Origin of the sequence: Phytopseudomonas daroniae, assembly GCF_004327285.1 — a bacterium.
GTDB classification, from domain to species: Bacteria; Pseudomonadota; Gammaproteobacteria; order Pseudomonadales; family Pseudomonadaceae; genus Aquipseudomonas; species Aquipseudomonas daroniae.
The window spans coordinates 190104-210936 of record NZ_QJUI01000007.1; the positions used below are offsets into that span (position 1 = coordinate 190104).

The following is a 20833-nucleotide window of genomic DNA, read 5'->3' on the forward strand; positions in this document are numbered from 1 at the left end:
TTTAACACAGAACCCGCCTCAGTTCGAACCGGAAGCCACCGGCTCGGCCGACCGTTGCAGCAACAGAAGTGGTAACCCCGCGCCCAGTACCACCAGGCCAAGCAGCGCTCCAATGCCCGCATACAGTGCGCTCGACCAGAACAGTGCCAGGCAACTGGCGGCGAACAGCAAGGGTATCAGCGGGTACAGAGGCACGCTGAAGGGCCGTGCGCGATTCGGGTGCAGGCGGCGCAGGCGCAGCAGGGAAAGGGCGGTCAGGCACATGAACAGCCAGAACACCGGTGCGGTGTAGGCGACCATGCTCTGTACACCGTTCTCGCTCAAGGCACCGAACAGGATCAGCGGCAGAGTGATCAGGCATTGCACCAGCAGCGCCCGCACCGGCGTTGCGGCGCGATCGTTCCAGGCGCCGAGCATCGACAGTTGCGGCACGTCGCGGCCCAGCGCGTAGTACACCCGCGAGCCGGTGAGAATGGTGGCGTTCAGGGTGCTGATGGCGGTGATGCAGATCAGTACGCTGAGCAGCACGCCACCCCAGGGGCCGGCGACGATGGTCATCAGGTCGGCACCGATGGCGCTGGACTGGCGCAGACCTTCGAGGCCGAAGATGTTGATGAACACCAGGTTGGCCAGCAGGTACACGGCCGTCACCACCAGGGTGCCGAGCAGCAACACGCGGCTCATGTTGCGCCCCGGGTTGCGCAACTCGCCGGAGAGATAAGCCACTTCATTCCAGCCGCCGTAGGTGAGCAGCACGAAGACCATGCCCATGCCGAGCATGCCTGCCAGGTTGCCCTCGGTTGGTGGGGCCGCCTGCGCTGTGAGCGTAACCGGTTCGGCCAGCAGCAGGCCGGCGAGAACCACCGTGACCAGCGCTACCAGCGTGATTCCGGTGAACACCACCTGCAGACGTTTCGACTCATAGGTGCCGAGGATATTCAGCGCGGTCAGCACCAGCACCACCAGGGCGGCGTGCCAGGCGCTGCCATGGTCGCCCAGCGGCAGCAGGCGCTGGGCGTAATCGCCATAGATGAAGGCCACCACGGCGATAGCGCCGGTCTGGATCACCGTGCCCCTGGCCCAGGCGAACAGCAGGCTGACCTGCCGGCCCCAAGCCAGGTTGAGGTAGTGGTATTCACCGCCGCGATCCGGATAGCTGGCGCCGAGTTCGGCATAGCACAGCGCGCCGACCAGCATCACCAAGCCCCCGGCCAGCCACAGGCCGATGTACAGCACGGCGCTGTCGACGTGCTGGGCAACCAACGGCGGGAAGCCGAAGATGCCTACGCCGATCACCACGCCGACCAGCATGGCGACGCCGTCGATGACCGATAGGCCGGGTTGTCGTGTCGCTGTGCGTGCGTTCATGACTTAGCTCCGTCGTGCGCTCCAGCCGGTCACCGCGCCTTCGGCGGAAATCGGTTCGATGCGATCACCCTCGACCTGGCCGACGTACAGCTTGCCGTCGACCTCGAAGCGCAACTCGGTGCCGTTCAGGCGCCCGCGCAGGTTTTCCTGATGCTGGGTGGTGCCGCTGATTTCCTGGAAATGCTGCTGCAGGTCGACCTGGAAGGTTTTGCCCTCGCTCTCGATCTGCCAGTTGCCCGCCACCTTGGCCGGCACGATCCACAGGTAGATGCTCGCGCCTTCGACGATATCGCTGCGATCCGGCTCCCAGTCCTCCATGCTGAAGGCGTGGGACACCACGCGCGTGCCGGGCTCCAGGGTGTCGAGGATTACCGGGCGCAAGCGCATGTTGACGGTCGACAGCAGGTACATGGTCAGCACGTCGGCATCGGAGATGTCCTTCTTGAACAGGTCACCCTGCTCGAACACCACCTTGTCCGCGACACCAGCCTGTTGGGCGTTGGCTTCGGCTTCCTCGATGCGCTGCGGGTTCAGGTCGATGCCATAGGCGGCCTTGGCACCGCGGTCTTTTACCGCCGAAATGGCGATGCGGCCGTCACCCGAACCGAGGTCGACCACGTAATCATCCGGGCCGACATTGGCCATTTCCAGCATGCGCGCCACCACCGGTTCGGGCGTAGGTACGAAGGGCACGTCGAGGGCAATCGTCTGGGCATGAGCGGACGCGCTGTGCAGTAGGCCAAACAGAGCCAACGCAGTAGCGCAGAAGGAGAAGGGACGGGCGGATGCGGTTCTCATCGGCGGATACTCCTCAGCGGAATCGGTAAGGGTAAGGGAACGATTTTCCGACCGAGGATTTTGCGCCATGGTTCGACCCGTGAAACGCTCCGCCCCCGGCGACTTGCCCTTAATTGGCCGTCAGCGCAGTTAATACGGCGCCTGCAAGTGTGTTACCTGATGTGAGCGCGCGCTCAAACCATTGCCTTGCCAGTGCCGAAAAGGCATGGTGGCCGGGTTTTTCAGTCACGGGATCGGGCCATTCATGCGCCTTCTGCACACCTCCGACTGGCATCTGGGCCAGCACTTCATGGGCAAGACGCGCCAGGCCGAGCACCAGGCGTTCTGCGCCTGGCTGATCGAGCAGGTGCGCGAACACGGGGTGCAGGCGGTGCTGGTCGCCGGGGATATTTTCGACACCGGTTCGCCGCCCAGTTATGCCCGCGAGCAGTACAACCATTTCGTCGTGGCCCTGCGCGACACCGGCTGCCAACTGGTGGTACTCGGTGGTAACCACGATTCGGTGGCGATGCTGGGCGAGAGCCGTACCTTGCTGGCCCAACTCGGCACCCGGGTGATTCCTGGCGTCGGCATTCACTTGCCGGATCAGTTGCTGGTGCTCGATGGCGCCGATGGCCAGCCCGCGGCACTGCTCTGCGCCATTCCCTTTATCCGCCCGCGCGATGTGCTACGCAGCGAGGCGGGGCAGAGCGCCGCGGACAAGCAACTGTCGCTGCAACAGGCCATCCATGCGCATTACCAGGCCCTCTTTGAGCTGGCCCTGGCACGTCGCGCTGAACTGGGCACGGCCTTGCCGATCATCGCCACCGGCCACCTGACCACCGTTGGCGCCAGTGCCAGCGAGTCGGTGCGGGAAATTTACGTCGGCGCGCTGGAAGCCTTTCCAACCTCGTCCTTCCCGGCTGTTGATTACATCGCCCTGGGGCATATTCATCGACCACAGAAGGTCGGCGGCCTGGAGCACATCCGCTACAGCGGCTCGCCGATTCCCCTGAGCTTCGATGAGGCTAATCAGCAGAAAGAAGTGCTGCTGGTGGACGTGGACGAGGGTGGCTTGCGTGACGTGCGTGCCTTGCCGGTGCCGAATTTCCAACCCCTGCTGTCACTGCGCGGTTCGCTGAAGACCCTGCCGACGGCGCTGGCCGAGGCTGCTCTGCTGGGCACCGCCGAGCGTCCGGTATGGCTGGAGGTACAGGTCGACGGCGACGACTACCTGAGCGATCTGCAGGTGCGCATCGCCGCTCTCTGCGAAGGGTTGCCGCTGGAAGTGCTGCGTATCCGCCGGGCACGTGGCAACGGCGGTGCTGCGTTGCACAGTGAACAGCGCGAGACTCTCGACGAACTCACTCCGCAGCAGGTATTCGAGCAGCGCCTGGCTGCCGAGACGCTGGAACCCCAGCAGGTGCAGCGGCTGGAAACCCTGTACCGACAGGTGTTGAACGAGTTGAGCGAAGGCTAGGGGCTTTTTGGCAAGTAGGTTGGGGGGGGCTGGTTCAAGGCGATAGCGGCCTGTCGGTGACCCGCGTTGAACCATGGATCATGGCCTTCGGCCCCGGATTACGTTCTACGATCTTAAAGGCGCAAACGGCCATTCGTAGGGTGGACGACGCTTCATCCGTCCACCACTTTGCGATCGCAATGGTGGATGAAAAGAGCGTCATCCACCCTACGGGGTGAGCGTCCACTTCCGCCATACTGCTGCCTGCCATGGTTCGCTAGGAAATCTCGATCTGGTAGCGGAAACCCTCGGCCGCCGCCCGTGATAGCCGATATTCCAGCGGGCTGCGGTCGTAGCCCAGGGCGATGCGCTCGATCATCACGATGGGTGTTCCCGGTTCGACCGCCAGGGTATCGGCGATGGTGTCATCGGCCGTGCCGACCGTGAGTGTCTCGCGAGCCGAGGCGATGCACTGGCCGCACTGTTTCTCGTAGAAGGGGTAGAGCAGGTCGCCGAAGGTGGCCGAGTCGATATCCAGCAACACGATGAAGCGTGATGCCGGCAGCCAGATTTCCTCATGGAACAGGGTGCGATCCTCGATCACCCGCAGGCGCTCCATGCGCAGCACCTGTTCGCCGCTGCCCAGAGCAAGGGCAGCAGCAACGTCCCTGGACGGCTTTTGCAAGGCTTTCGACAGTATCCGGCTGCTCGGAACTTCCCGCCCGCCGCTGGCATTGACCTGGCGAAAGAAGCGGAACAGCGAGGCATCGAAGTTCGGCCGACGTACGAAGGTGCCTCGGCCCTGGCTGCGCAGCAGCAGGCCCTCACTGACCAGGGTATCCACCGCCTTGCGCACCGTACCGATGGCCACGCCGTACAGGCGGGTCAGTTCCGCTTCGGTGGGAATGGGCTCGCCGGGCGACCATTCTCCCGCCGCGATCTTGGCCAACATCTCCTCGCGCAGCCGCTGGTAGAGCGGCAGGCGTTCGTCGTACCCCAAGGTGGATGCGTTCATGCACTGATTCCGATTTTCAGACCGGCTGCCACTTTAACACCGGCATGTCGATTGACAGGCATCGTTCGCCAGATATATGGTCAACTATTCATATATATGACTGAATGTCTGCATAAATAAAGCGGCTACCTGTGCGGTCGCCCGCTCTACAACAATCGACTGAGGTAGCTTCTACGATGGCCAGTACCATCCTGCCCGCTGTCAGCGGTATCGACACCCATGCCCATATCTTCCGCCAGGATCTGCCGATGCTGCCCAACCGGCGCTACAGCCCGGATTACGACGCGCTGGTGGAACAGTATCTCGAGCATCTGGAGCGCCACGGCCTGTCCCATGGCGTCTTGATCCAGCCGAGTTTTCTCGGCACCGACAACAGCTTCATGGTCGAGGCGCTGCGCCGTTATCCGCAGCGTTTGCGCGCGGTGGCGGTGGTCGATGTGGCGGTCAGCGAGGCGCAACTCGATGAATTGGCCGCAGTCGGTGTGGTGGGCATTCGCCTGAACCTGATCGGCAAGGCACTGGAGGATTACACCGGGCCGCAGTGGACGGCGCTGTTCGAGCGTCTGGCCAGACGCGGCTGGCAGGTGGAGATTCAGCGTGGCGTCGATGATCTGGCGCTGATCGTGCCGGCCATTCTCGGTTGCGGTGTGGATGTGGTCATCGACCATTTCGGCTTGCCGACCGGCGGCATCGATGTGCAGAAAGCCAATCATCGAACCTTCCTGTACCTGCTGGCCGAGCCCAGAGTGTGGCTCAAGCTGTCTGCCACCTATCGCAGCGAATCCGACCTGGCTCAGGTGCAAACCGTGCTGGCACAGGTGCGCCAGGCAGCGGGTGGCATCGAGCGCTTCCTCTGGGGCAGCGACTGGCCCAACACCCAGTTCGAAGATCGGACAAACTATGCCGAGCAGTTCGCGTTGATCGAGACGCTGTTGCCGGATGCGGCCGAACGCAAGCAGGTGCTGGTGGATAACCCCGCCCGGCTTTTCGGCTTTACCAGCACTCGCTGATCAATTTCGAACAACAACAGGAAGCCTTCATCATGATGAGCATGCTCGTCGTCGCGGCCCTCGTCGTCGCTGTCGCCCTCGGCTACAAAACCAAGATCAATATCGGTCTGTTCGCCATTGCCTTCGCCTACCTGATCGGCTGTTTCGGCATGGGCCTGAGCCCGTCCGAAATCATCGACATGTGGCCGTTGAAGATCTTCTTCATCATCTTCTCGGTCTGCCTGTTCTACAGCTTCGCAACGGTCAACGGCACCCTGGAAAAACTCGCTGAGCAGCTGATCTATCGTTGCCGTAGCGTGCCGCAGTTGCTGCCGTTCGCCGTATTCTTCACGGCGACGGTGATCGCTGCGATGGGTGCGGGCTATTACACGGTGCTGGCGTTCATGGCACCGATCACCCTGCTGCTCTGCCAGCGTACCGGCATGAGCCTGATCGTCGGCGGTATGGCGGTGAACTATGGCGCGTTGAGCGGTGCCAACTTCGTCTCCAGCCAGAGCGGCATCATCTTCCGCGGGCTGATGAGCAATGCCGGTATCAGTGAGAGCGATGCCTTCATCAATGCCTTCGGTATCTTCGTCAGCACCCTGATCATTCCGCTGCTGGTGATTGCCTTCTTCGTCTTCCTCACCGGCCATGGCCGGGCGATGAAGGCTTCGGTGTTCGATGCCAGCGAACCGACGCCCCTCAATCGCGAGCAAAAGACCACGCTGTGGCTGACCCTGGCGATGATGGTCATCGTACTGGCCGCGCCGATCGCTCATATCGCTCTGCCAGACAACGGCACCGTCGCCTTCATCAACTCGAAGATGGACATCGGCCTGATCGCCAGCATCTTCTCGGTCATCGCCCTGCTGCTGAAGCTGGGCGACGAGCGCAAGGCCATGGCCTCGGTGCCCTGGGCCACGCTGATCATGATCTGCGGCGTCGGCATGCTGATCTCGGTGGCGATCAAGGCCGGTACCATCGATGTACTGGCGTCCTGGATCGGCAGTAGCATTCCGCCGATTCTGGTGCCCGTGGTCTTCGGTGTGGTGGCCGCGTTCATGTCGCTGTTCTCCAGCACCCTGGGTGTGGTCACACCGGCGCTGTTCCCCATGGTGCTACCCATCGCCCAGGCTCTGGGGCTGGAACCGATGATCCTGTTCATTGCCATCGTAGTGGGCGCTCAGGCGACCTCGATCTCGCCGTTCTCCTCCGGCGGCAGCCTGATCCTCGGCTCCTGCACCTCGGAGCAGAGCCGCACCTCGCTGTTCCCGCAGTTGTTGTTCAAGGCCGCGCCGATCGGCTTCGTCGCGGCGCTGGTGTTCAACCTGCTGCTGACGTTCGTCTATTAACCGCGCACCAGAGCCATAAAAAACCGGAGCCTGGCTCCGGTTTTTTATGGCCTGCCGTCCCTGGCGGCCACCCTGCGGGCTGTCGCGAGGCGACGTTAAAAATTGCTCCCGGCAATTTTTTATTGCCGTTGGCGCATCACTTCGGCAGCAGTTCCAGCAGACGGCCACCGCTGCCATCTTCCAGCAGCCAGATGCTGCCGTCCGGGCCTTGCTCCACTTCACGGATGCGTGCGCCCATGTCGTAACGCTCGGCCTCGTGGGCGTTTTCGCCGTCGAAGGCGACCCGCACCAGCGCTTGCGAGGACAGCCCGCCGATCAGGCCCGCGCCATCCCAGCCAGGGAAACGCTGGCCCTGGTAGATAACGAAGCCCGCCGGGGAAATCACCGGGTTCCAGGTGACCTTCGGCGCTTCGAACTCGGGGCGGGTGTCGTGATCCGGGATCGGCTGGCCGCCGTAGTGGTTGCCGTTGGAAACCTCGGGATAGCCGTAGTTCTCGCCACGCTTGATCAGGTTCAACTCGTCGCCGCCGGCCGGGCCCATCTCGTGTACCCACAGTTTGTCCTGGGCGTCGAAGGCGATGCCGAGCATGTTGCGATGACCCAGCGACCAGACCTGAGCGGCCACTTCGCCCTGATCGGCGAACGGGTTGTCGCCGGGCAGGCTGCCGTCGTCGTTCAAGCGCACGAGCTTGCCCAGGTTGGCTTGCATGTCCTGGGCGGGAGTGAATTTCTGCCGTTCGCTGGAGGTGATCCACAGCTTGCCATCCGGGCCGAAGGCCAGGCGATGGCCATAGTGGCCGCCGCCGCTGACTTTCGGTGTTTGCTGCCAGATCACGCTCAGCTCGGTCAGAGCGCCGCTGCCATCGTCGTTGAGCTGCAGCTTGGCGCGGGCCACCGCGGCGCCACGGGTATCGCCATCACCGGCTTCGGCGTAACTGATGTAGACCCAGCCATTGTTGGCGAAATCCGGATGCAGGATCACGTCGCCGAAACCACCCTGGCCACCGTAGGCGACTTCCGGTACGCCGGCGATGTCGCGGGTCGTGCCGCTCTTCGGGTCGACATGCTTGAGCGCGCCACGTTTTTCGGTCACCAGTACTGTGCCGTCAGGCAGGAAGGTCATCGCCCAAGGCTCATCGAGGGTGGCGCGCGGTTCGGCGGTGAACGGCCACTGCGCCTGGGGCAGGGCGTCGGCGGCCTGGGCGCTGAGGGTGGCGAGACTGAGTGCGATACCACCGAGCAGGTGGTGGACGGGACGGGCCATGGCGAATCTCTCTCCTTGTAGGCGGACGATCACGTTACCTGCCGCTCTGCCAGTGGGGCAGGGCGTTTTTGTTACGACGCACGTCGAGGTCGTTGGTTCGAGTTCCATGATGGCGGGCGGTAACAGTGCCACAATAAGGGCCTGTCACTGACTCGAGCCCCACATCCCGTTCATGAAAATCCTCAGCCTGCGCCTGAAGAACCTCAACTCGCTCAAGGGCGAGTGGAAGATCGATTTCACCGCCGAGCCTTTCGCCAGCAATGGCTTGTTCGCCATCACCGGGCCGACGGGGGCGGGCAAGACCACCTTGCTCGATGCCATCTGCCTGGCGTTGTATCACCGTACGCCGCGCATGGAGCGGGTTGGCGGCGAGAACGAACTGATGACCCGGCATACGGCCGAATGCCTGGCCGAAGTCGAGTTCGAGGTGAAAGGGCAGGGCTACCGTGCGTTCTGGAGTCAGCGACGAGCGCGGGACAGGGCCGACGGCGCGTTGCAGGGCGCCAAGGCCGAACTGGCGCGGCTGGATGGGCAGATCATCACCGACAAGCTCAGTGAAAAGCCCCGCGAAGTGGAGCGTCTGACCGGTCTGGATTTCGGTCGCTTCACCAAGTCGATGCTGCTGGCCCAGGGTGGTTTCGCCGCCTTTCTCGAGGCCTCGGCCAACCAGCGCGCCGAGTTGCTGGAAGAACTCACCGGTACGGAGATCTACGGCCTGATCTCGCAGCGGGTGTTCGAGCGAACCCGTGAAGTCAAGGCCAACCTGGATCAGCTGCGAGCACGGGCCGAGGGCGTCGAATTGCTCAGCGCCGAGCAGCGCCAGGAGCTCGCTGACGAAGCACAGCAGTTGGCTGGCGAGGAAAGCGTGGCGCAGGCGCAACTCGCCGAGGCCGGCCGGCAACGCCAGTGGCTGATCGATCTTGGGCGTGCCGAGCAGCAGGTGACCGGCGCTGCAACGCAGATCGAGGCGGCCGCACAGGCCGAGCGTGAGGCGGCAGACGATCTGGCACGCTTGCAGCACAGCGAGCCGGCGCAGCGTCTGCAGCCCGTGTACCAGGCACGGCATGATGCCGCGCAAGTACTGGCCGCCAGTGAAGAAGAACGGATGATGTACCAGGGGGAACTGGCAGCGGTCGATACGCAATTGCACGCCAGTCTGAAGCAGGCGGCTCATTGCTCCGCAGCCATCGCCCTGAACCGACGCGAAGCCTTGCAGCGTCTGGACGATGAGTGCCAGGCCCTGAACGTCCAGTTGCAGGCCAGCGCAGAACATGAACGACTGGCGGTGCAACTCAGCGGCTGGCAACACGCCTTCGACGTTCGCCAGCAGGTGCGTCAGGCCATCGTCGCCCTACAGCAACGCCAGCAAGCAGGTGCCGCACAGCTGCAGCAGTTGCAGCTCGGCCTGGACGTGCTCGGGCCGGCGCTACACGGCACCCTGCAGGCCAGGACGGCTGCCGAGCAGTATGGCGCAGAGGTTGAGGGGCGTTGGCAGGCGGCTCTTGGCGATCGTCGCGAGGTGGAGTGGCGCAGCCACTGGCAGACCGTGCACGCGCAGGGCAGTGCGCTCGAGCAACTGGCGCAACTGGCCGAACGGCGCAGCCAGCTCACGCAGCAACAGCAGCGCGTTGCCGCCGGTCTGGCCCGCCAGCAGCGAGACCTGAGTGAACGGGAAACCGAGCGCTCGGCACTGCGCGAACGTTATCGAGAACTGAAGCAGCGCTTGGCTGATCAGGACAAGCTGCTCGAGCAGGAGCAGCGTATCCAGGCGCTGGAGGCGTATCGCACGCAACTACAGGCCGGTGAGGCCTGCCCGTTGTGCGGTTCCCACGAGCATCCGGCCATCGCGGCCTACCAGGCACTGGATGTATCAGCGACCCAACGCGAGCGCGACGAGGCGCGGCAGACACTCGAAGCGCTGACCGAGCAGGGCCAGAATTTAGGAAATCAGGTCGCCACGCTGCAGACCCAGGTGGCTCAGAGTAAAGAGCAGGAACAGGAACTGCAGCGCCAGCTCGACGCGATAAGCGCTGCCTGGCAACGCCAGGGCGAAATCCTCAAGCCGTTGCCCGAGGACGAGCAGGCATTGGCTGCCGCGCAGACCCGACAGATCGCCGAGCGCGTCGAGGTCGACCGCACCCTGAGCCAGCTCGATAGCCTCAAGCAGGATCTGGAGCGTGCTCGCCAGGACACCAGTATCGCGACCCAGAAACACGCGGCCGCGCTGCAGCAGCAGGGCGCCGTGGAGCGCGACCGCGATCTTGCCCAGGCCGCGCAACAGGCCCTGGACGAACAGCTCGGCGCCCAGCGTGAACACCTGCAGCAGGTCGAGGCCGAGCTGGCCGCGGAACTGGCTGCTTTCGGTCACTCCTTGCCTGATGACGGCATTGCCTGGCTGGTTGCACGCCGGGCCGATGCGCAGCGCTGGCATGAGGCGCAGCAGCGTCGTCAGACGTTGGCGCAACAACTGCCAGGCCTGCAGCACCAGGCCAGCGAGGCTGAGAAGCAGGCGCAGCAGTGGCTGTCGCGTTGGCAGGAGGCGGGTGGAGAGCCATTCGGCGCAGTGCGCGAAGATCAGGCTGACGTCCGCTTCGATTCGGCTCAGGCCGCCTGGCAAGCTGCCGAGCGCCGCGGCCTCGAGCTGCGCATCACCCTGGATGGCCTCGTGCAGCGCCAGGCCGGCTTGCGCGAGGCTGAGCAGGCCACTGCCGGAAAATGGCAGGAGGTTCTGGCGGACAGCCCCTTCAGTGATGAAAGCGGATTTCTCGCTGCCTTGCTCGACGATACCCAGCGCGAGCAGTTGCAGGCGCTCAAACAGCGTCTGGACAAGGCCCGAACCGAAGCCCAGGCGCTGCATGCCGCGGCGCAGGTTCAACTGGCCGCACTGCGTGCCGAACCGCAGACCGAGCACAGCATCGAGTACCTGGACGAGCATCTGCAGGCCTTGCAATCGACCTTGAAACAGCTCGGCCAGCGGCAGGGCGAGATTCGCGGACAGTTGCAGGGCGATGACCAGCGCCGGCTCAATCAGCAGGCACTGTTCGAGACCATCGCCACGCAGCAGGGCGAGTACGACGGCTGGCAGCAGCTCAATAGCCTGGTCGGCTCGGCCGACGGCGCCAAATACCGGCGCTTCGCCCAGGGCCTGACCCTTGGACACCTGGTGCATTTGGCCAACCAGCAGTTGCAGCGCCTGCACGGTCGTTACCAATTGGCGCGCAAGGCACTTGGCGAGCTGGAGCTGGAAGTGATCGACACCTGGCAGGGCGATGTGGCCCGCGACACGCGCACGCTGTCCGGCGGGGAAAGTTTCCTGGTCAGTCTGGCTCTGGCCCTGGCGCTGTCCGATCTGGTCAGCCACAAGACCCGTATCGACTCGCTGTTTCTAGACGAAGGTTTCGGCACCCTGGATGGCGAGACGCTGGAAGTCGCTCTGGATGCTCTGGACAACCTCAATGCCAGCGGCAAGATGATTGGCGTGATCAGCCACGTCGAAGCGCTCAAGGAGCGCGTCGCGGTGCAGCTCAAGGTGAACAAGGGTGTGGGCATGGGCTATAGCAGCCTGGATAAACGCTATGCGCTATAAAGCACTGCTGCTGTGCATGCTGGCGGGGATCGCCCAGGCAGAAGATCTGCACCGTGACTTTGGTCTGCAGGCCATGGACGAGCGTGGTTGCGTGCTTGGCAACGCGGCCGTGCAGGCGCCGACCTTGACCTTGATGGCGGCTGCCTATGGCGAGTCCGAAGAGCGTAAGGAAATGGCGCTGGCGCAGATGAAAAAAGCGCTCGAGGCTGGCTGCCCGGTCGATGAACCCGACCAGGTGGGCCTGTCCGCCCTCAACGGCGCCATCCTTTATGGCGAGCCCGAGTTGGTGGCCATGCTGCTGGAACACGACGCCGATCCACGGCGCAAGATCGTCAGCCCGAAGACCACCATCAACGGCCTCGACTCCTTCGCCTTTCTCGATATGCTCGAGGCGCGTGATAGCAAGCGTGATCGCTCGGCCATTCGGGCGTTGCTCGAGGGCGAGCGTTAAGGATGTCTTGGCGCTCCCGCCTGGCGGCTAGGTGGCGGAAGCGGACGGTCGGTGACCCGCGTTGAACCATGGATCACGGCCTTCGGCCCCGGATTACGCCTGCGGCTAATCCAGGCTACATTCTAGGTGGCGGAAGCGGACGGTCACCACCCCGTAGGGTGGATGGCGCTCTTTTCATCCACCATTGCGATTGCAGAGCGGTGGACGGATCGGGCCGCGCAGGTGAAGCGTCGTCCACCCTACGAAGGGCTGTTTCCGCCTTTTGTGTAGCCCTCTATGGATGAGCCGTCGCGGTCAACGCGTTTTCCTGTGCACACCCCGTTGCAAATTCCGAGCGGAACCATCTGGGCGCCTGGGTCATCTGTTGTAGGTATTTTTTCATCGCCCTTGGCGGGCGGCGTGCAGATTCCTTCAAATTTCAGGGACGCCCATGCATAGACGTAACCTTCTGAAAGCCTCCATGATGATGGCCGCTTGTGCCGGTCTTCCTGCCGGGCTGTTCAGCCTGCGCAGCTTCGCTGAAACTGCCGATGGTGAGGCCGAAGCATTCGATTTCAAACAGTTGCAGGCTCGCGCCAAGCGCATGGCCGGTAGTGCCTACAAGAGCACCGCCGAGGTGTTGCCCAAGACCCTCGCCGAGCTGACCCCACAGCAGTTCAACGCCATCCAGTACGACCCGGCGCATTCGCTGTGGAACGAGCTGGGCGGTCAATTGGATGTGCAGTTCTTTCATGTCGGCATGGGTTTTCGTCAGCCGGTGCGCATGCATGCCGTCGACGCCAAGAGCCGGGTTGCCCGGGAAGTGCATTTCCGCCCGGAACTGTTCGAGTACGGCAAGAGCGGAGTGGATGTGGCGCAGCTCAAGGGTGACCTGGGCTTCGCCGGACTCAAGGTGTTCAAGCAGCCGAATATCGCCAAGTACGACATCCTGTCCTTCCTGGGGGCCAGTTACTTTCGCGCGGTGGACAACACCGGCCAGTATGGTTTGTCGGCCCGTGGCCTGGCGATCGATACCTTCACCGATACGCCGGAAGAGTTTCCCGATTTCACCGAGTTCTGGTTCGAGACGCCGGACAAGGACGCCACCCGTTTCGTCCTGTATGCGCTGCTCGATTCGCCGAGTGCCACCGGTGCCTTCCGCTTCGATATCGACTGCCAGGAAACCCAGGTGGTGATGGATATCGATGCTCACATCAACGCGCGCAAGGCGATCAAGCAGCTCGGTATCACGCCGATGACCAGCATGTTCGCCTGCGGCGGCCACGAGCGACGCATGTGCGATTTCATCGCCACCGCCATCCACGACAGTGATCGCCTGTCCATGTGGCGCGGTAATGGCGAGTGGGTCTGCCGGCCACTGAACAACCCGGAAAAGCTGCAGTTCAACGCGTTTGCCGATACCAACCCGAAAGGCTTCGGCCTGGTGCAGAGCGATCACGACTTCAAGTCCTATCAGGACACCGTGGTCTGGTACAGCCGTCGGCCGAGCCTGTGGGTCGAGCCGACCACCCAGTGGGGAGAGGGCAGCATCGACCTGATGGAAATCCCCACCACCGGCGAGACCATGGACAACATCGTCTGCTTCTGGAACCCCAAGCAGGCCATCGAGCCCGGCACCTCGCTGAACTTCGGCTACAAGCTCTACTGGGCCGCACTGCCGCCGGTCAAACCGACCCTGGCGCAGGTGCTCGCCACCCGTTCCGGCATGGGTGGTTTCACCCTCGGCTGGGCGCCCGGCGAACACTGGCCAACGGTCTGGGCACGGCGTTTCGCCATCGATTTCACCGGTGGCCCGCTGGAGAAAATGGACTGGAAAGAGCGCATCGAAGTGGTGGTCGAGGCCTCCCACGGCGAAGCCAAGGATTTCAATATCCTCGCTTTGCATCCGGAGCTCACCGGTTTCCGCGCCCAGTTCGACTGGTTCCCGACCAGCGACAGCGTCGAGCCGGTGAACATGCGCGCCTACCTGCGCCGGGTCGACAACAAGGAAGTGCTCAGCGAAACCTGGCTGTACCAGTACTTCCCGCCAGCGCCGGCAGAGCGTCGCTACCCGGATACGCCAAGCTGAGGCCGAACGCCCTCACGTGAAGCGAGGCGTGGCAGACGCTCCCTTTGGGCGGCGCTCTGCCCACGCTTCCGGTCGGCCTGATAGACTGGTGCACTTTCCCGAATTCCAAGAAGTGCGCCATGGCCCAGCCGTCCACGACCTACAAGATCGATCTGAACCTCACTGATATCGATCGCAGTATCTACGAGAGTCTGCGTTTCACCGTGGCCCGCCATCCCTCGGAAACCGAGGAGCGTCTGGCGGCGCGGTTGATCGCGTATGCCCTGTTCTATCAGGAGCATCTGGCTTTCGGTCGCGGCCTGTCGGACGTCGACGAGCCGTCATTGTGGGAAAAGAGCCTGGACGGTCGCGTGCTGCACTGGATCGAGGTCGGTCAGCCGGACAGCGAGCGCATCACCTGGTGCTCGCGGCGTACCGAGAAGTTCAGCCTGGTGGCCTACGGTAACCTGCGCGTGTGGCAGACCAAGTGCCTCGACCCGGTGCGTACTCTGAAGAACATCAATGTGGTCGCCCTGGATCAGGAAGCGTTGGCCGATCTCTCCCTGGATCTGCCCCGTTCGCTGAGCTGGAGCGTGATGATCAGTGATGGCGAACTGTTCGTGACCGATGAGCGCGGCCAGCACGAAATCCCCATGGAGTGGCTGGCCGGCGAGCGAACGCTGAGTAACTGACCTGAGCCGCGCCGAAGGCGCGCGCCCTCCGTTTCAACCGCAAGAGTAGAATCCGACGTCCATGCGTATCGAGTCCCGCCCGCTTCCCGCTTCTCTGCCCGATCTGGGTAATCTGCCGCCTTTGTTGACCCGTCTTTACGCGGCCCGTGGGGTACTCTCGGCAGTGGAACTGGAAAAGGGCCTGGCACGGCTGATTCCGTTCACCCAGCTCAAGGGTATCGATGCGGCGGTGGCGCTGCTGGTCGAGGGGCTGCGCCAGCGGCAGCGCCTGCTGATCGTTGGTGATTTCGACGCCGATGGCGCCACCGCGAGCACCGTCGGCATGCTCGGTCTGCGCATGCTCGGTGCCGCCCATGTCGATTACCTGGTGCCGAACCGCTTCGAGTACGGCTACGGCCTGACCCCGGAAATCGTCGCGGTGGCGCTGACCCGCGAGCCGCAGTTGCTGATCACCGTGGACAACGGCATTTCCAGTATCGAAGGGGTGGCCGCTGCCAAGGCTGCCGGCCTGAAAGTGCTGGTCACCGACCATCACCTGCCGGGTAACGAACTGCCTGACGCCGATGCCATCGTCAATCCCAATCAGCCCGGCTGTACCTTCCCGAGCAAGTCGCTGGCCGGGGTCGGAGTGATTTTCTATGTGCTGCTGGCGCTGCGTGCGCGGCTGCGCGAGCTGGGCTGGTTCACCGCCGAACGTCCCGAGCCCAACCTGGGCGAACTGCTCGATCTGGTCGCCCTGGGCAGCGTGGCCGACGTGGTGCCGCTGGACGCCAATAACCGCATTCTGGTGCACCAGGGCCTCGCGCGCATTCGTGCCGGCCGGGCGCGGCCGGGGTTGCGGGCGCTGCTGGAAGTCGCCGGAAAACAACATGGGCGTATTACCTCGACCGATCTGGGCTTCATTCTCGGCCCCCGCCTGAATGCCGCCGGACGCCTCGACGACATGAGCCTGGGTATCGAGTGCCTGCTCTGCGAGGACGAAGCACTGGCCCGCGACATGGCCGTGCAGCTCGATCAGTTCAATCAGGATCGCAAGGCCATCGAGCAGGGCATGCAGCGTGAGGCGCTGGCTCAGCTCAAGGATCTGCCGCTGGAAAACCTGCCCTTCGGGCTGTGCCTGTTCGAGGCCGATTGGCACCAGGGCGTGATCGGTATCCTCGCCTCGCGCCTGAAGGAACGCTATCACCGCCCGACCATCGCTTTCGCCGATGCCGGGGAGGGCATATACAAGGGATCCGCACGCTCGGTGCCGGGCTTCCATATCCGCGATGCACTGGATGCCGTGGCGTCTCGCCACCCGGGCCTGATCAGCAAGTTCGGCGGCCATGCCATGGCCGCCGGTCTGTCGCTGCCGGCAGAGCACTTCGAGACCTTCGCCGCGGCGTTCGACGAAGAAGTTCGTCGTCAGCTCTGCGAGGACGACCTGACCGGGCGGCTGTTGTCCGACGGCGTGCTGAGCATCGACGAATTCAATCTGCCGCTGGCCCGGGAACTGCGTAATGCCGGGCCCTGGGGCCAGCACTTTCCCGAGCCGCTGTTCCACGGCGCCTTCCAACTGGTGCAGCAGCGTATCGTCGGTGAACGCCACCTCAAGGTGGTGCTGAAGAGCGAGTGCGGCAGCCTGCAGTTGGACGGCATCGCCTTTGGCGTCGACCGTGAGGTGTGGCCCAATCCGACCGTGCGCTGGGTCGAGCTGGCGTACAAACTGGACGTCAACGAATTCCGCGGTCAGGAATCGGTGCAGTTGCTGATCTCCCACCTGGCGCCGCGCTGACAGGCCGTCGATCTCCCGCACCACCCATCTTGAACGTTGCCCACAGGTCGAGTGTCTATCGGCCTGTGCGTTGCGGCCGTTTGCGCAATATTCTGACGCAATCTGTAACCGACGGCACAGGGTCTGTTGCCATTTCAGCACGACCGCGCCGGAGCCCGTTTTGCCGCGAGGAAAGGCACGAGCCGCGAAGTTTGGCTGGCCAAATGAGTCGGCGAGAAACGCAGCATCGCGGCAAAACGGGCCCGGCCCTGTGGGTTGCGCGGGAAATCTCGCCATGCGTTGTTGGAGGACTTGGCAAGGGGGCAACCATTCCCTGCGTCCTCCGCCTAGCGGATCGCCGCCCGGCCTGGCGTGATTTCTCGCGGCAACGCGGCTTGCGCTGAAATGGCAACAGACCCTTAGGCTTCGCAGTAGATTCGCCCATTACCCTGAACGTTTGGAGATATCCATGAATACGCGCGGCTTGCTCGACCAACTGCTGAAGTCCGGGCAGGAGTTGCTGCAACAGAATACCGGCGGCAAGTCCTCTTCGGGGCTGGGTGGCGCGCTGGGCGGATTGCTTGGCGGCAGCAGTGGCGGCGTCGGCAAGCGTGACAACGGTGGTATCGGCTCGATGCTCAAGGGCGCTGGTGGCGGCGCGGCACTGGCCATGCTGCTGGGCAACAAGAGCGCCCGCAAGCTCGGCGGCAAGGTCATCACCTATGGCGGCCTGGCCGCGCTCGGTGTGATCGCCTACAAGGCCTACGGCAATTGGCAGGCCAAGCAGGCCGGTGCGCCACAGGGCGAGCCACAGACCCTCGACCGTCTGCCGGCTCCCCAGGTGGAACTGCACAGCCAGGGCATTCTCAAGGCGCTGGTAGCCGCGGCCAAGGCCGACGGCCACGTCGACGAGCGTGAGCGCGAGTTGATCGAGGGCGAGTTCAGCAAACTGGCCAGCGACAGCGAAACCCAGCGCTGGCTGCAGGCCGAACTGAACAAGCCCTTGGATCCCGCCGATGTGGCGCGCTCGGCCAGCACGCCGGAAATGGCCGCGGAAATGTACGTGGCCAGCGTACTGATGGTCGATGAAGAGCACTTCATGGAACGCGCCTACCTGGAAGAACTGGCCCGCCAGCTGAAGCTCGACCCGGCGCTCAAGGCCGAGCTGGAAGCCCAGGTTCGTCAGGATCTGCAATAACCCCCCTTCACTGTGCTGCCGACGGTTCCACGCCGTTCGGCAGCCATATCTTCCTTTTCCCTGACATGCGGCCCGATTGATGCGCTCCATCGTGCTGCCAGAGAATTCTGAGTCAGGTATACTCCTCGGCTTTTCCGAAGTTTTACCTGCGAGTGCCTCCAGCCATGGAAATCAACCCGATCCTTAACAGCATCAAGGACCTGTCCGAGCGCACCCAGACTATTCGGGGGTATCTTTGACTACGATCACAAGCATGATCGTCTCGTCGAAGTAAACCGCGAACTCGAAGACCCGAACGTCTGGAACAAACCGGAATACGCCCAGAACCTGGGTCGTGAGCGTGCCACGCTGGCGCAGATCGTCGAGACCATCGACGACCTGACGGGTAGCCTGGCCGATTCGCGCGACCTGCTCGACATGGCCGTCGAAGAAGACGACCAGGGCGCGGTCGACGACGTCGCCGCGGAAATCGAGCGTCTGCGCGAAATCCTTGAGAAGCTGGAATTCCGCCGCATGTTCAGCGGTGAGATGGACCCGAACAACGCTTATCTGGACATCCAGGCCGGCTCCGGCGGTACCGAAGCGCAGGATTGGGCCAACATCCTGCTGCGCATGTACCTGCGCTGGGCCGACAAGCGAGGCTTCAGTGCCGAGATCGTCGAGCTGTCCGAAGGCGAAGTCGCCGGTATCAAGGGCGCCACCGTGCACATCAAGGGCGAGTACGCCTTTGGCTGGCTGCGCACCGAGATCGGCGTGCACCGCCTGGTACGCAAGAGCCCGTTCGACTCTGGCGCCCGTCGCCACACCTCGTTCTCGGCGGTGTTCGTGTCGCCCGAGATCGACGACAAGGTCGAGATCGAGATCAATCCGGCCGACCTGCGCATCGACACCTACCGCTCCTCCGGTGCCGGTGGCCAGCACGTCAACACCACAGACTCGGCGGTACGTATCACCCACGTGCCGACCAATACCGTGGTGGCGTGTCAGAACGAACGTTCCCAGCACGCCAACAAGGACACCGCCATGAAAATGCTGCGGGCCCGGTTGTACGAACAGGAAATGCAGAAGCGCAACGCTGCTTCCCAGGCGCTGGAAGACACCAAGTCCGATATTGGCTGGGGTCATCAGATCCGCTCCTACGTGCTCGATGACTCGCGCATCAAGGATCTGCGTACCGGCATCGAGCGTAGCGACTGCCAGAAGGTTCTGGATGGCGACCTCGATCAGTACCTCGAAGCCAGCTTGAAACAAGGCCTGTAATACCTTTTGGTTCCGCCCCGGTGGGGCGGCGACTACCCCGTGATGGAATCCCGACGAACATGAGCGACCAACAACCCGACCAGCAGCAACTGCAACAGGAAGAAAACAAGCTGATTGCCCAGCGCAAGGACAAGCTTGCTGTCATCCGTGAGCAGGGCAATGCCTTCCCCAACGACTTCCGTCGCGACAACCTCTGCGCCGACCTGCAGAAACAGTACGTCGACAAGACCAAGGAAGAGCTCGAAGCCGCTGCCATTCCAGTCAAGGTTGCCGGTCGCATCATGCTCAACCGTGGCTCTTTCATGGTCATCCAGGACATGAGTGGGCGCATCCAGGTCTACGTCAACCGCAAGACGCTGCCCGAGGAAACCCTGGCAGCGGTCAAGACCTGGGACATGGGCGACATCATCGCCGCCGTTGGCACCCTGGCCCGTAGTGGCAAGGGCGACCTGTACGTCGAGATGACCGACGTGCGCCTGCTGACCAAGTCGCTGCGTCCGCTGCCGGACAAGCACCACGGCCTGACCGACACCGAACAGCGCTATCGCCAGCGCTATGTCGACCTGATCGTCAACGAAGAGGTTCGTGAAACCTTCCGCGTACGTTCCCAGGTGATCGCTCACATCCGTCGTTTCCTCGCCGAGCGCAACTTCCTCGAAGTGGAAACGCCGATGCTGCAGACCATCCCTGGCGGTGCCGCGGCCAAGCCGTTCGAAACCCACCACAACGCGCTGGACATGGCCATGTTCCTGCGCATCGCGCCTGAGTTGTACCTCAAGCGCCTGGTGGTTGGTGGCTTCGAGAAGGTCTTCGAGATCAACCGCAACTTCCGTAACGAAGGCGTTTCGACCCGGCACAACCCCGAGTTCACCATGCTCGAGTTCTACCAGGCCTATGCCGATTACGAAGACAACATGGATCTGACCGAGGAACTGTTCCGCGAGCTGGCCCAGAGCGTGCTCGGTACCACCGATGTGCCATACGGCGACAAGGTGTTCCACTTCGGTGAGCCGTTCGTGCGCCTGTCGGTGTTCGACTCGATCCTCAAGTACAACCCGGAAATCACCGCCGCCGACCTGCAGGATGTAGACAAGGCGCGTGAGATCGCCAAGAAAGCCGGTGCCAAGGTGCTTGGCTTCGAAGGCCTGGGCAAACTGCAGGTGATGATTTTCGAAGAGCTGGTCGAGCACAAGCTGGAGCAGCCGCATTTCATCACCCGCTATCCGTTCGAAGTGTCGCCGCTGGCCCGTCGCAGCGACGATGATCCGAGCGTCACCGACCGCTTCGAGCTGTTCATCGGTGGCCGCGAGATCGCCAACGCCTACTCCGAGTTGAACGACGCGGAAGATCAGGCCGAGCGCTTCCAGCAACAGGTGGCCGACAAGGACGCCGGCGACGATGAAGCCATGCACTTCGACGCCGACTTCGTCCGTGCGCTCGAATATGGCATGCCGCCGACCGCAGGTGAGGGCATCGGCATCGATCGTCTGGTGATGCTGCTGACCAATTCGCCGTCGATTCGCGACGTGATTCTGTTCCCGCACATGCGTCCGGAACTCTGAAGTTCAAACAAGCCGCCCTCGGGCGGCTTTTTGTTGTCCGTGATTCAGCGCCTATCC

At 63.1% G+C, this 20833-nt stretch carries 15 protein-coding genes; 11 read left to right on the plus strand and 4 right to left on the minus strand.

What is annotated here, in order from left to right; genetic code table 11:
- Positions 1–18: 18 nt before the first annotated feature.
- Entirely contained in the window at positions 19–1368 is a 1350-nt protein-coding gene (locus tag DNK06_RS09910) for an APC family permease (RefSeq protein WP_131179864.1), read from the minus strand.
- 3 nt (positions 1369–1371) lie between these two features.
- Complete coding sequence (locus DNK06_RS09915; RefSeq protein WP_131179865.1) at positions 1372–2166, minus strand: SAM-dependent methyltransferase; 795 nt, start codon at positions 2164–2166, stop codon at positions 1372–1374.
- A gap of 244 nt (positions 2167–2410) precedes the next feature.
- On the opposite strand from DNK06_RS09915, the gene sbcD reads away from it, so the two are divergent.
- Positions 2411–3625 (plus strand): exonuclease subunit SbcD, encoded by a 1215-nt coding sequence (gene sbcD / locus DNK06_RS09920; RefSeq protein WP_131179866.1) that lies wholly within the window; start codon positions 2411–2413, stop codon positions 3623–3625.
- Positions 3626–3881: 256 nt separating this feature from the next.
- Here the strand turns inward: sbcD and DNK06_RS09925 are convergent, their stop codons facing one another.
- Positions 3882–4619, minus strand: coding sequence for a GntR family transcriptional regulator (locus DNK06_RS09925; protein WP_131179867.1), 738 nt, complete (start codon positions 4617–4619; stop codon positions 3882–3884).
- A gap of 176 nt (positions 4620–4795) precedes the next feature.
- On the opposite strand from DNK06_RS09925, the gene DNK06_RS09930 reads away from it, so the two are divergent.
- Together DNK06_RS09930 and DNK06_RS09935 are read left to right on the plus strand one after the other, a co-directional pair.
- Positions 4796–5629, plus strand: a complete 834-nt coding sequence (locus DNK06_RS09930; RefSeq protein WP_131179868.1) for an amidohydrolase family protein — start codon at positions 4796–4798, stop codon at positions 5627–5629.
- Positions 5630–5661: 32 nt separating this feature from the next.
- Positions 5662–6963: an SLC13 family permease gene (locus DNK06_RS09935; RefSeq protein ID WP_131179869.1), complete on the plus strand. Its 1302-nt coding sequence runs from the start codon at positions 5662–5664 to the stop codon at positions 6961–6963.
- A 136-nt stretch (positions 6964–7099) separates the two neighbouring features.
- On the opposite strand, the gene DNK06_RS09940 is transcribed toward DNK06_RS09935, so the two are convergent.
- A complete protein-coding gene (locus DNK06_RS09940) occupies positions 7100–8227 on the minus strand; it encodes a PQQ-dependent sugar dehydrogenase (RefSeq protein ID WP_131179870.1) in 1128 nt (375 codons plus the stop codon).
- Positions 8228–8399: 172 nt separating this feature from the next.
- Here DNK06_RS09940 and DNK06_RS09945 point away from each other — a divergent pair, with 172 nt between their 5' ends.
- From DNK06_RS09945 to lysS, 8 genes are all read left to right on the plus strand, one after another.
- On the plus strand, positions 8400–11813 hold the full coding sequence (locus tag DNK06_RS09945; RefSeq protein ID WP_131179871.1) for an AAA family ATPase: 3414 nt from the start codon (positions 8400–8402) through the stop codon (positions 11811–11813).
- Positions 11803–12264 (plus strand): hypothetical protein, encoded by a 462-nt coding sequence (locus tag DNK06_RS09950; protein ID WP_131179872.1) that lies wholly within the window; start codon positions 11803–11805, stop codon positions 12262–12264. Before DNK06_RS09945 ends, DNK06_RS09950 begins: the two co-directional genes overlap by 11 nt.
- A 430-nt stretch (positions 12265–12694) precedes the next feature.
- On the plus strand, positions 12695–14332 hold the full coding sequence (locus tag DNK06_RS09955; protein WP_131179873.1) for a glucan biosynthesis protein D: 1638 nt from the start codon (positions 12695–12697) through the stop codon (positions 14330–14332).
- A 119-nt stretch (positions 14333–14451) separates the two neighbouring features.
- The gene (locus DNK06_RS09960) at positions 14452–15003 is read left to right on the plus strand and encodes a YaeQ family protein (protein WP_131179874.1); all 552 of its coding nucleotides are present in this window, start codon (positions 14452–14454) and stop codon (positions 15001–15003) included.
- A gap of 61 nt (positions 15004–15064) precedes the next feature.
- The gene (gene recJ, locus DNK06_RS09965; RefSeq protein ID WP_131179875.1) at positions 15065–16777 is read left to right on the plus strand and encodes a single-stranded-DNA-specific exonuclease RecJ; all 1713 of its coding nucleotides are present in this window, start codon (positions 15065–15067) and stop codon (positions 16775–16777) included.
- Between the two features lie 448 nt (positions 16778–17225).
- A complete protein-coding gene (locus DNK06_RS09970; RefSeq protein ID WP_131179876.1) occupies positions 17226–17954 on the plus strand; it encodes a tellurite resistance TerB family protein in 729 nt (242 codons plus the stop codon).
- A 164-nt stretch (positions 17955–18118) separates the two neighbouring features.
- A protein-coding gene (gene prfB / locus DNK06_RS09975) for a peptide chain release factor 2 (RefSeq protein ID WP_131179877.1) occupies positions 18119–19214 on the plus strand; the annotation gives its coding sequence in 2 pieces (ribosomal slippage) (positions 18119–18190 and positions 18192–19214; 1095 coding nt in all).
- Positions 19215–19273: 59 nt separating this feature from the next.
- Positions 19274–20776, plus strand: a complete 1503-nt coding sequence (lysS, locus tag DNK06_RS09980; protein ID WP_131179878.1) for a lysine--tRNA ligase — start codon at positions 19274–19276, stop codon at positions 20774–20776.
- The last annotated feature ends 57 nt before the right edge of the window (positions 20777–20833 follow it).

Bases quoted from the DNA above. Each gene is read 5' to 3' on its own strand.
- DNK06_RS09910 (WP_131179864.1), bottom strand. From the start codon at position 1,368: ATGAACGCACGCACAGCGACACGACAACCCGGCCTATCGGTCATCGAC.
- DNK06_RS09915 (WP_131179865.1), bottom strand. From the start codon at position 2,166: ATGAGAACCGCATCCGCCCGTCCCTTCTCCTTCTGCGCTACTGCGTTG.
- sbcD (WP_131179866.1), top strand. From the start codon at position 2,411: ATGCGCCTTCTGCACACCTCCGACTGGCATCTGGGCCAGCACTTCATG.
- DNK06_RS09925 (WP_131179867.1), bottom strand. From the start codon at position 4,619: ATGAACGCATCCACCTTGGGGTACGACGAACGCCTGCCGCTCTACCAG.
- DNK06_RS09930 (WP_131179868.1), top strand. From the start codon at position 4,796: ATGGCCAGTACCATCCTGCCCGCTGTCAGCGGTATCGACACCCATGCC.
- DNK06_RS09935 (WP_131179869.1), top strand. From the start codon at position 5,662: ATGATGAGCATGCTCGTCGTCGCGGCCCTCGTCGTCGCTGTCGCCCTC.
- DNK06_RS09940 (WP_131179870.1), bottom strand. From the start codon at position 8,227: ATGGCCCGTCCCGTCCACCACCTGCTCGGTGGTATCGCACTCAGTCTC.
- DNK06_RS09945 (WP_131179871.1), top strand. From the start codon at position 8,400: ATGAAAATCCTCAGCCTGCGCCTGAAGAACCTCAACTCGCTCAAGGGC.
- DNK06_RS09950 (WP_131179872.1), top strand. From the start codon at position 11,803: ATGCGCTATAAAGCACTGCTGCTGTGCATGCTGGCGGGGATCGCCCAG.
- DNK06_RS09955 (WP_131179873.1), top strand. From the start codon at position 12,695: ATGCATAGACGTAACCTTCTGAAAGCCTCCATGATGATGGCCGCTTGT.
- DNK06_RS09960 (WP_131179874.1), top strand. From the start codon at position 14,452: ATGGCCCAGCCGTCCACGACCTACAAGATCGATCTGAACCTCACTGAT.
- recJ (WP_131179875.1), top strand. From the start codon at position 15,065: ATGCGTATCGAGTCCCGCCCGCTTCCCGCTTCTCTGCCCGATCTGGGT.
- DNK06_RS09970 (WP_131179876.1), top strand. From the start codon at position 17,226: ATGAATACGCGCGGCTTGCTCGACCAACTGCTGAAGTCCGGGCAGGAG.
- lysS (WP_131179878.1), top strand. From the start codon at position 19,274: ATGAGCGACCAACAACCCGACCAGCAGCAACTGCAACAGGAAGAAAAC.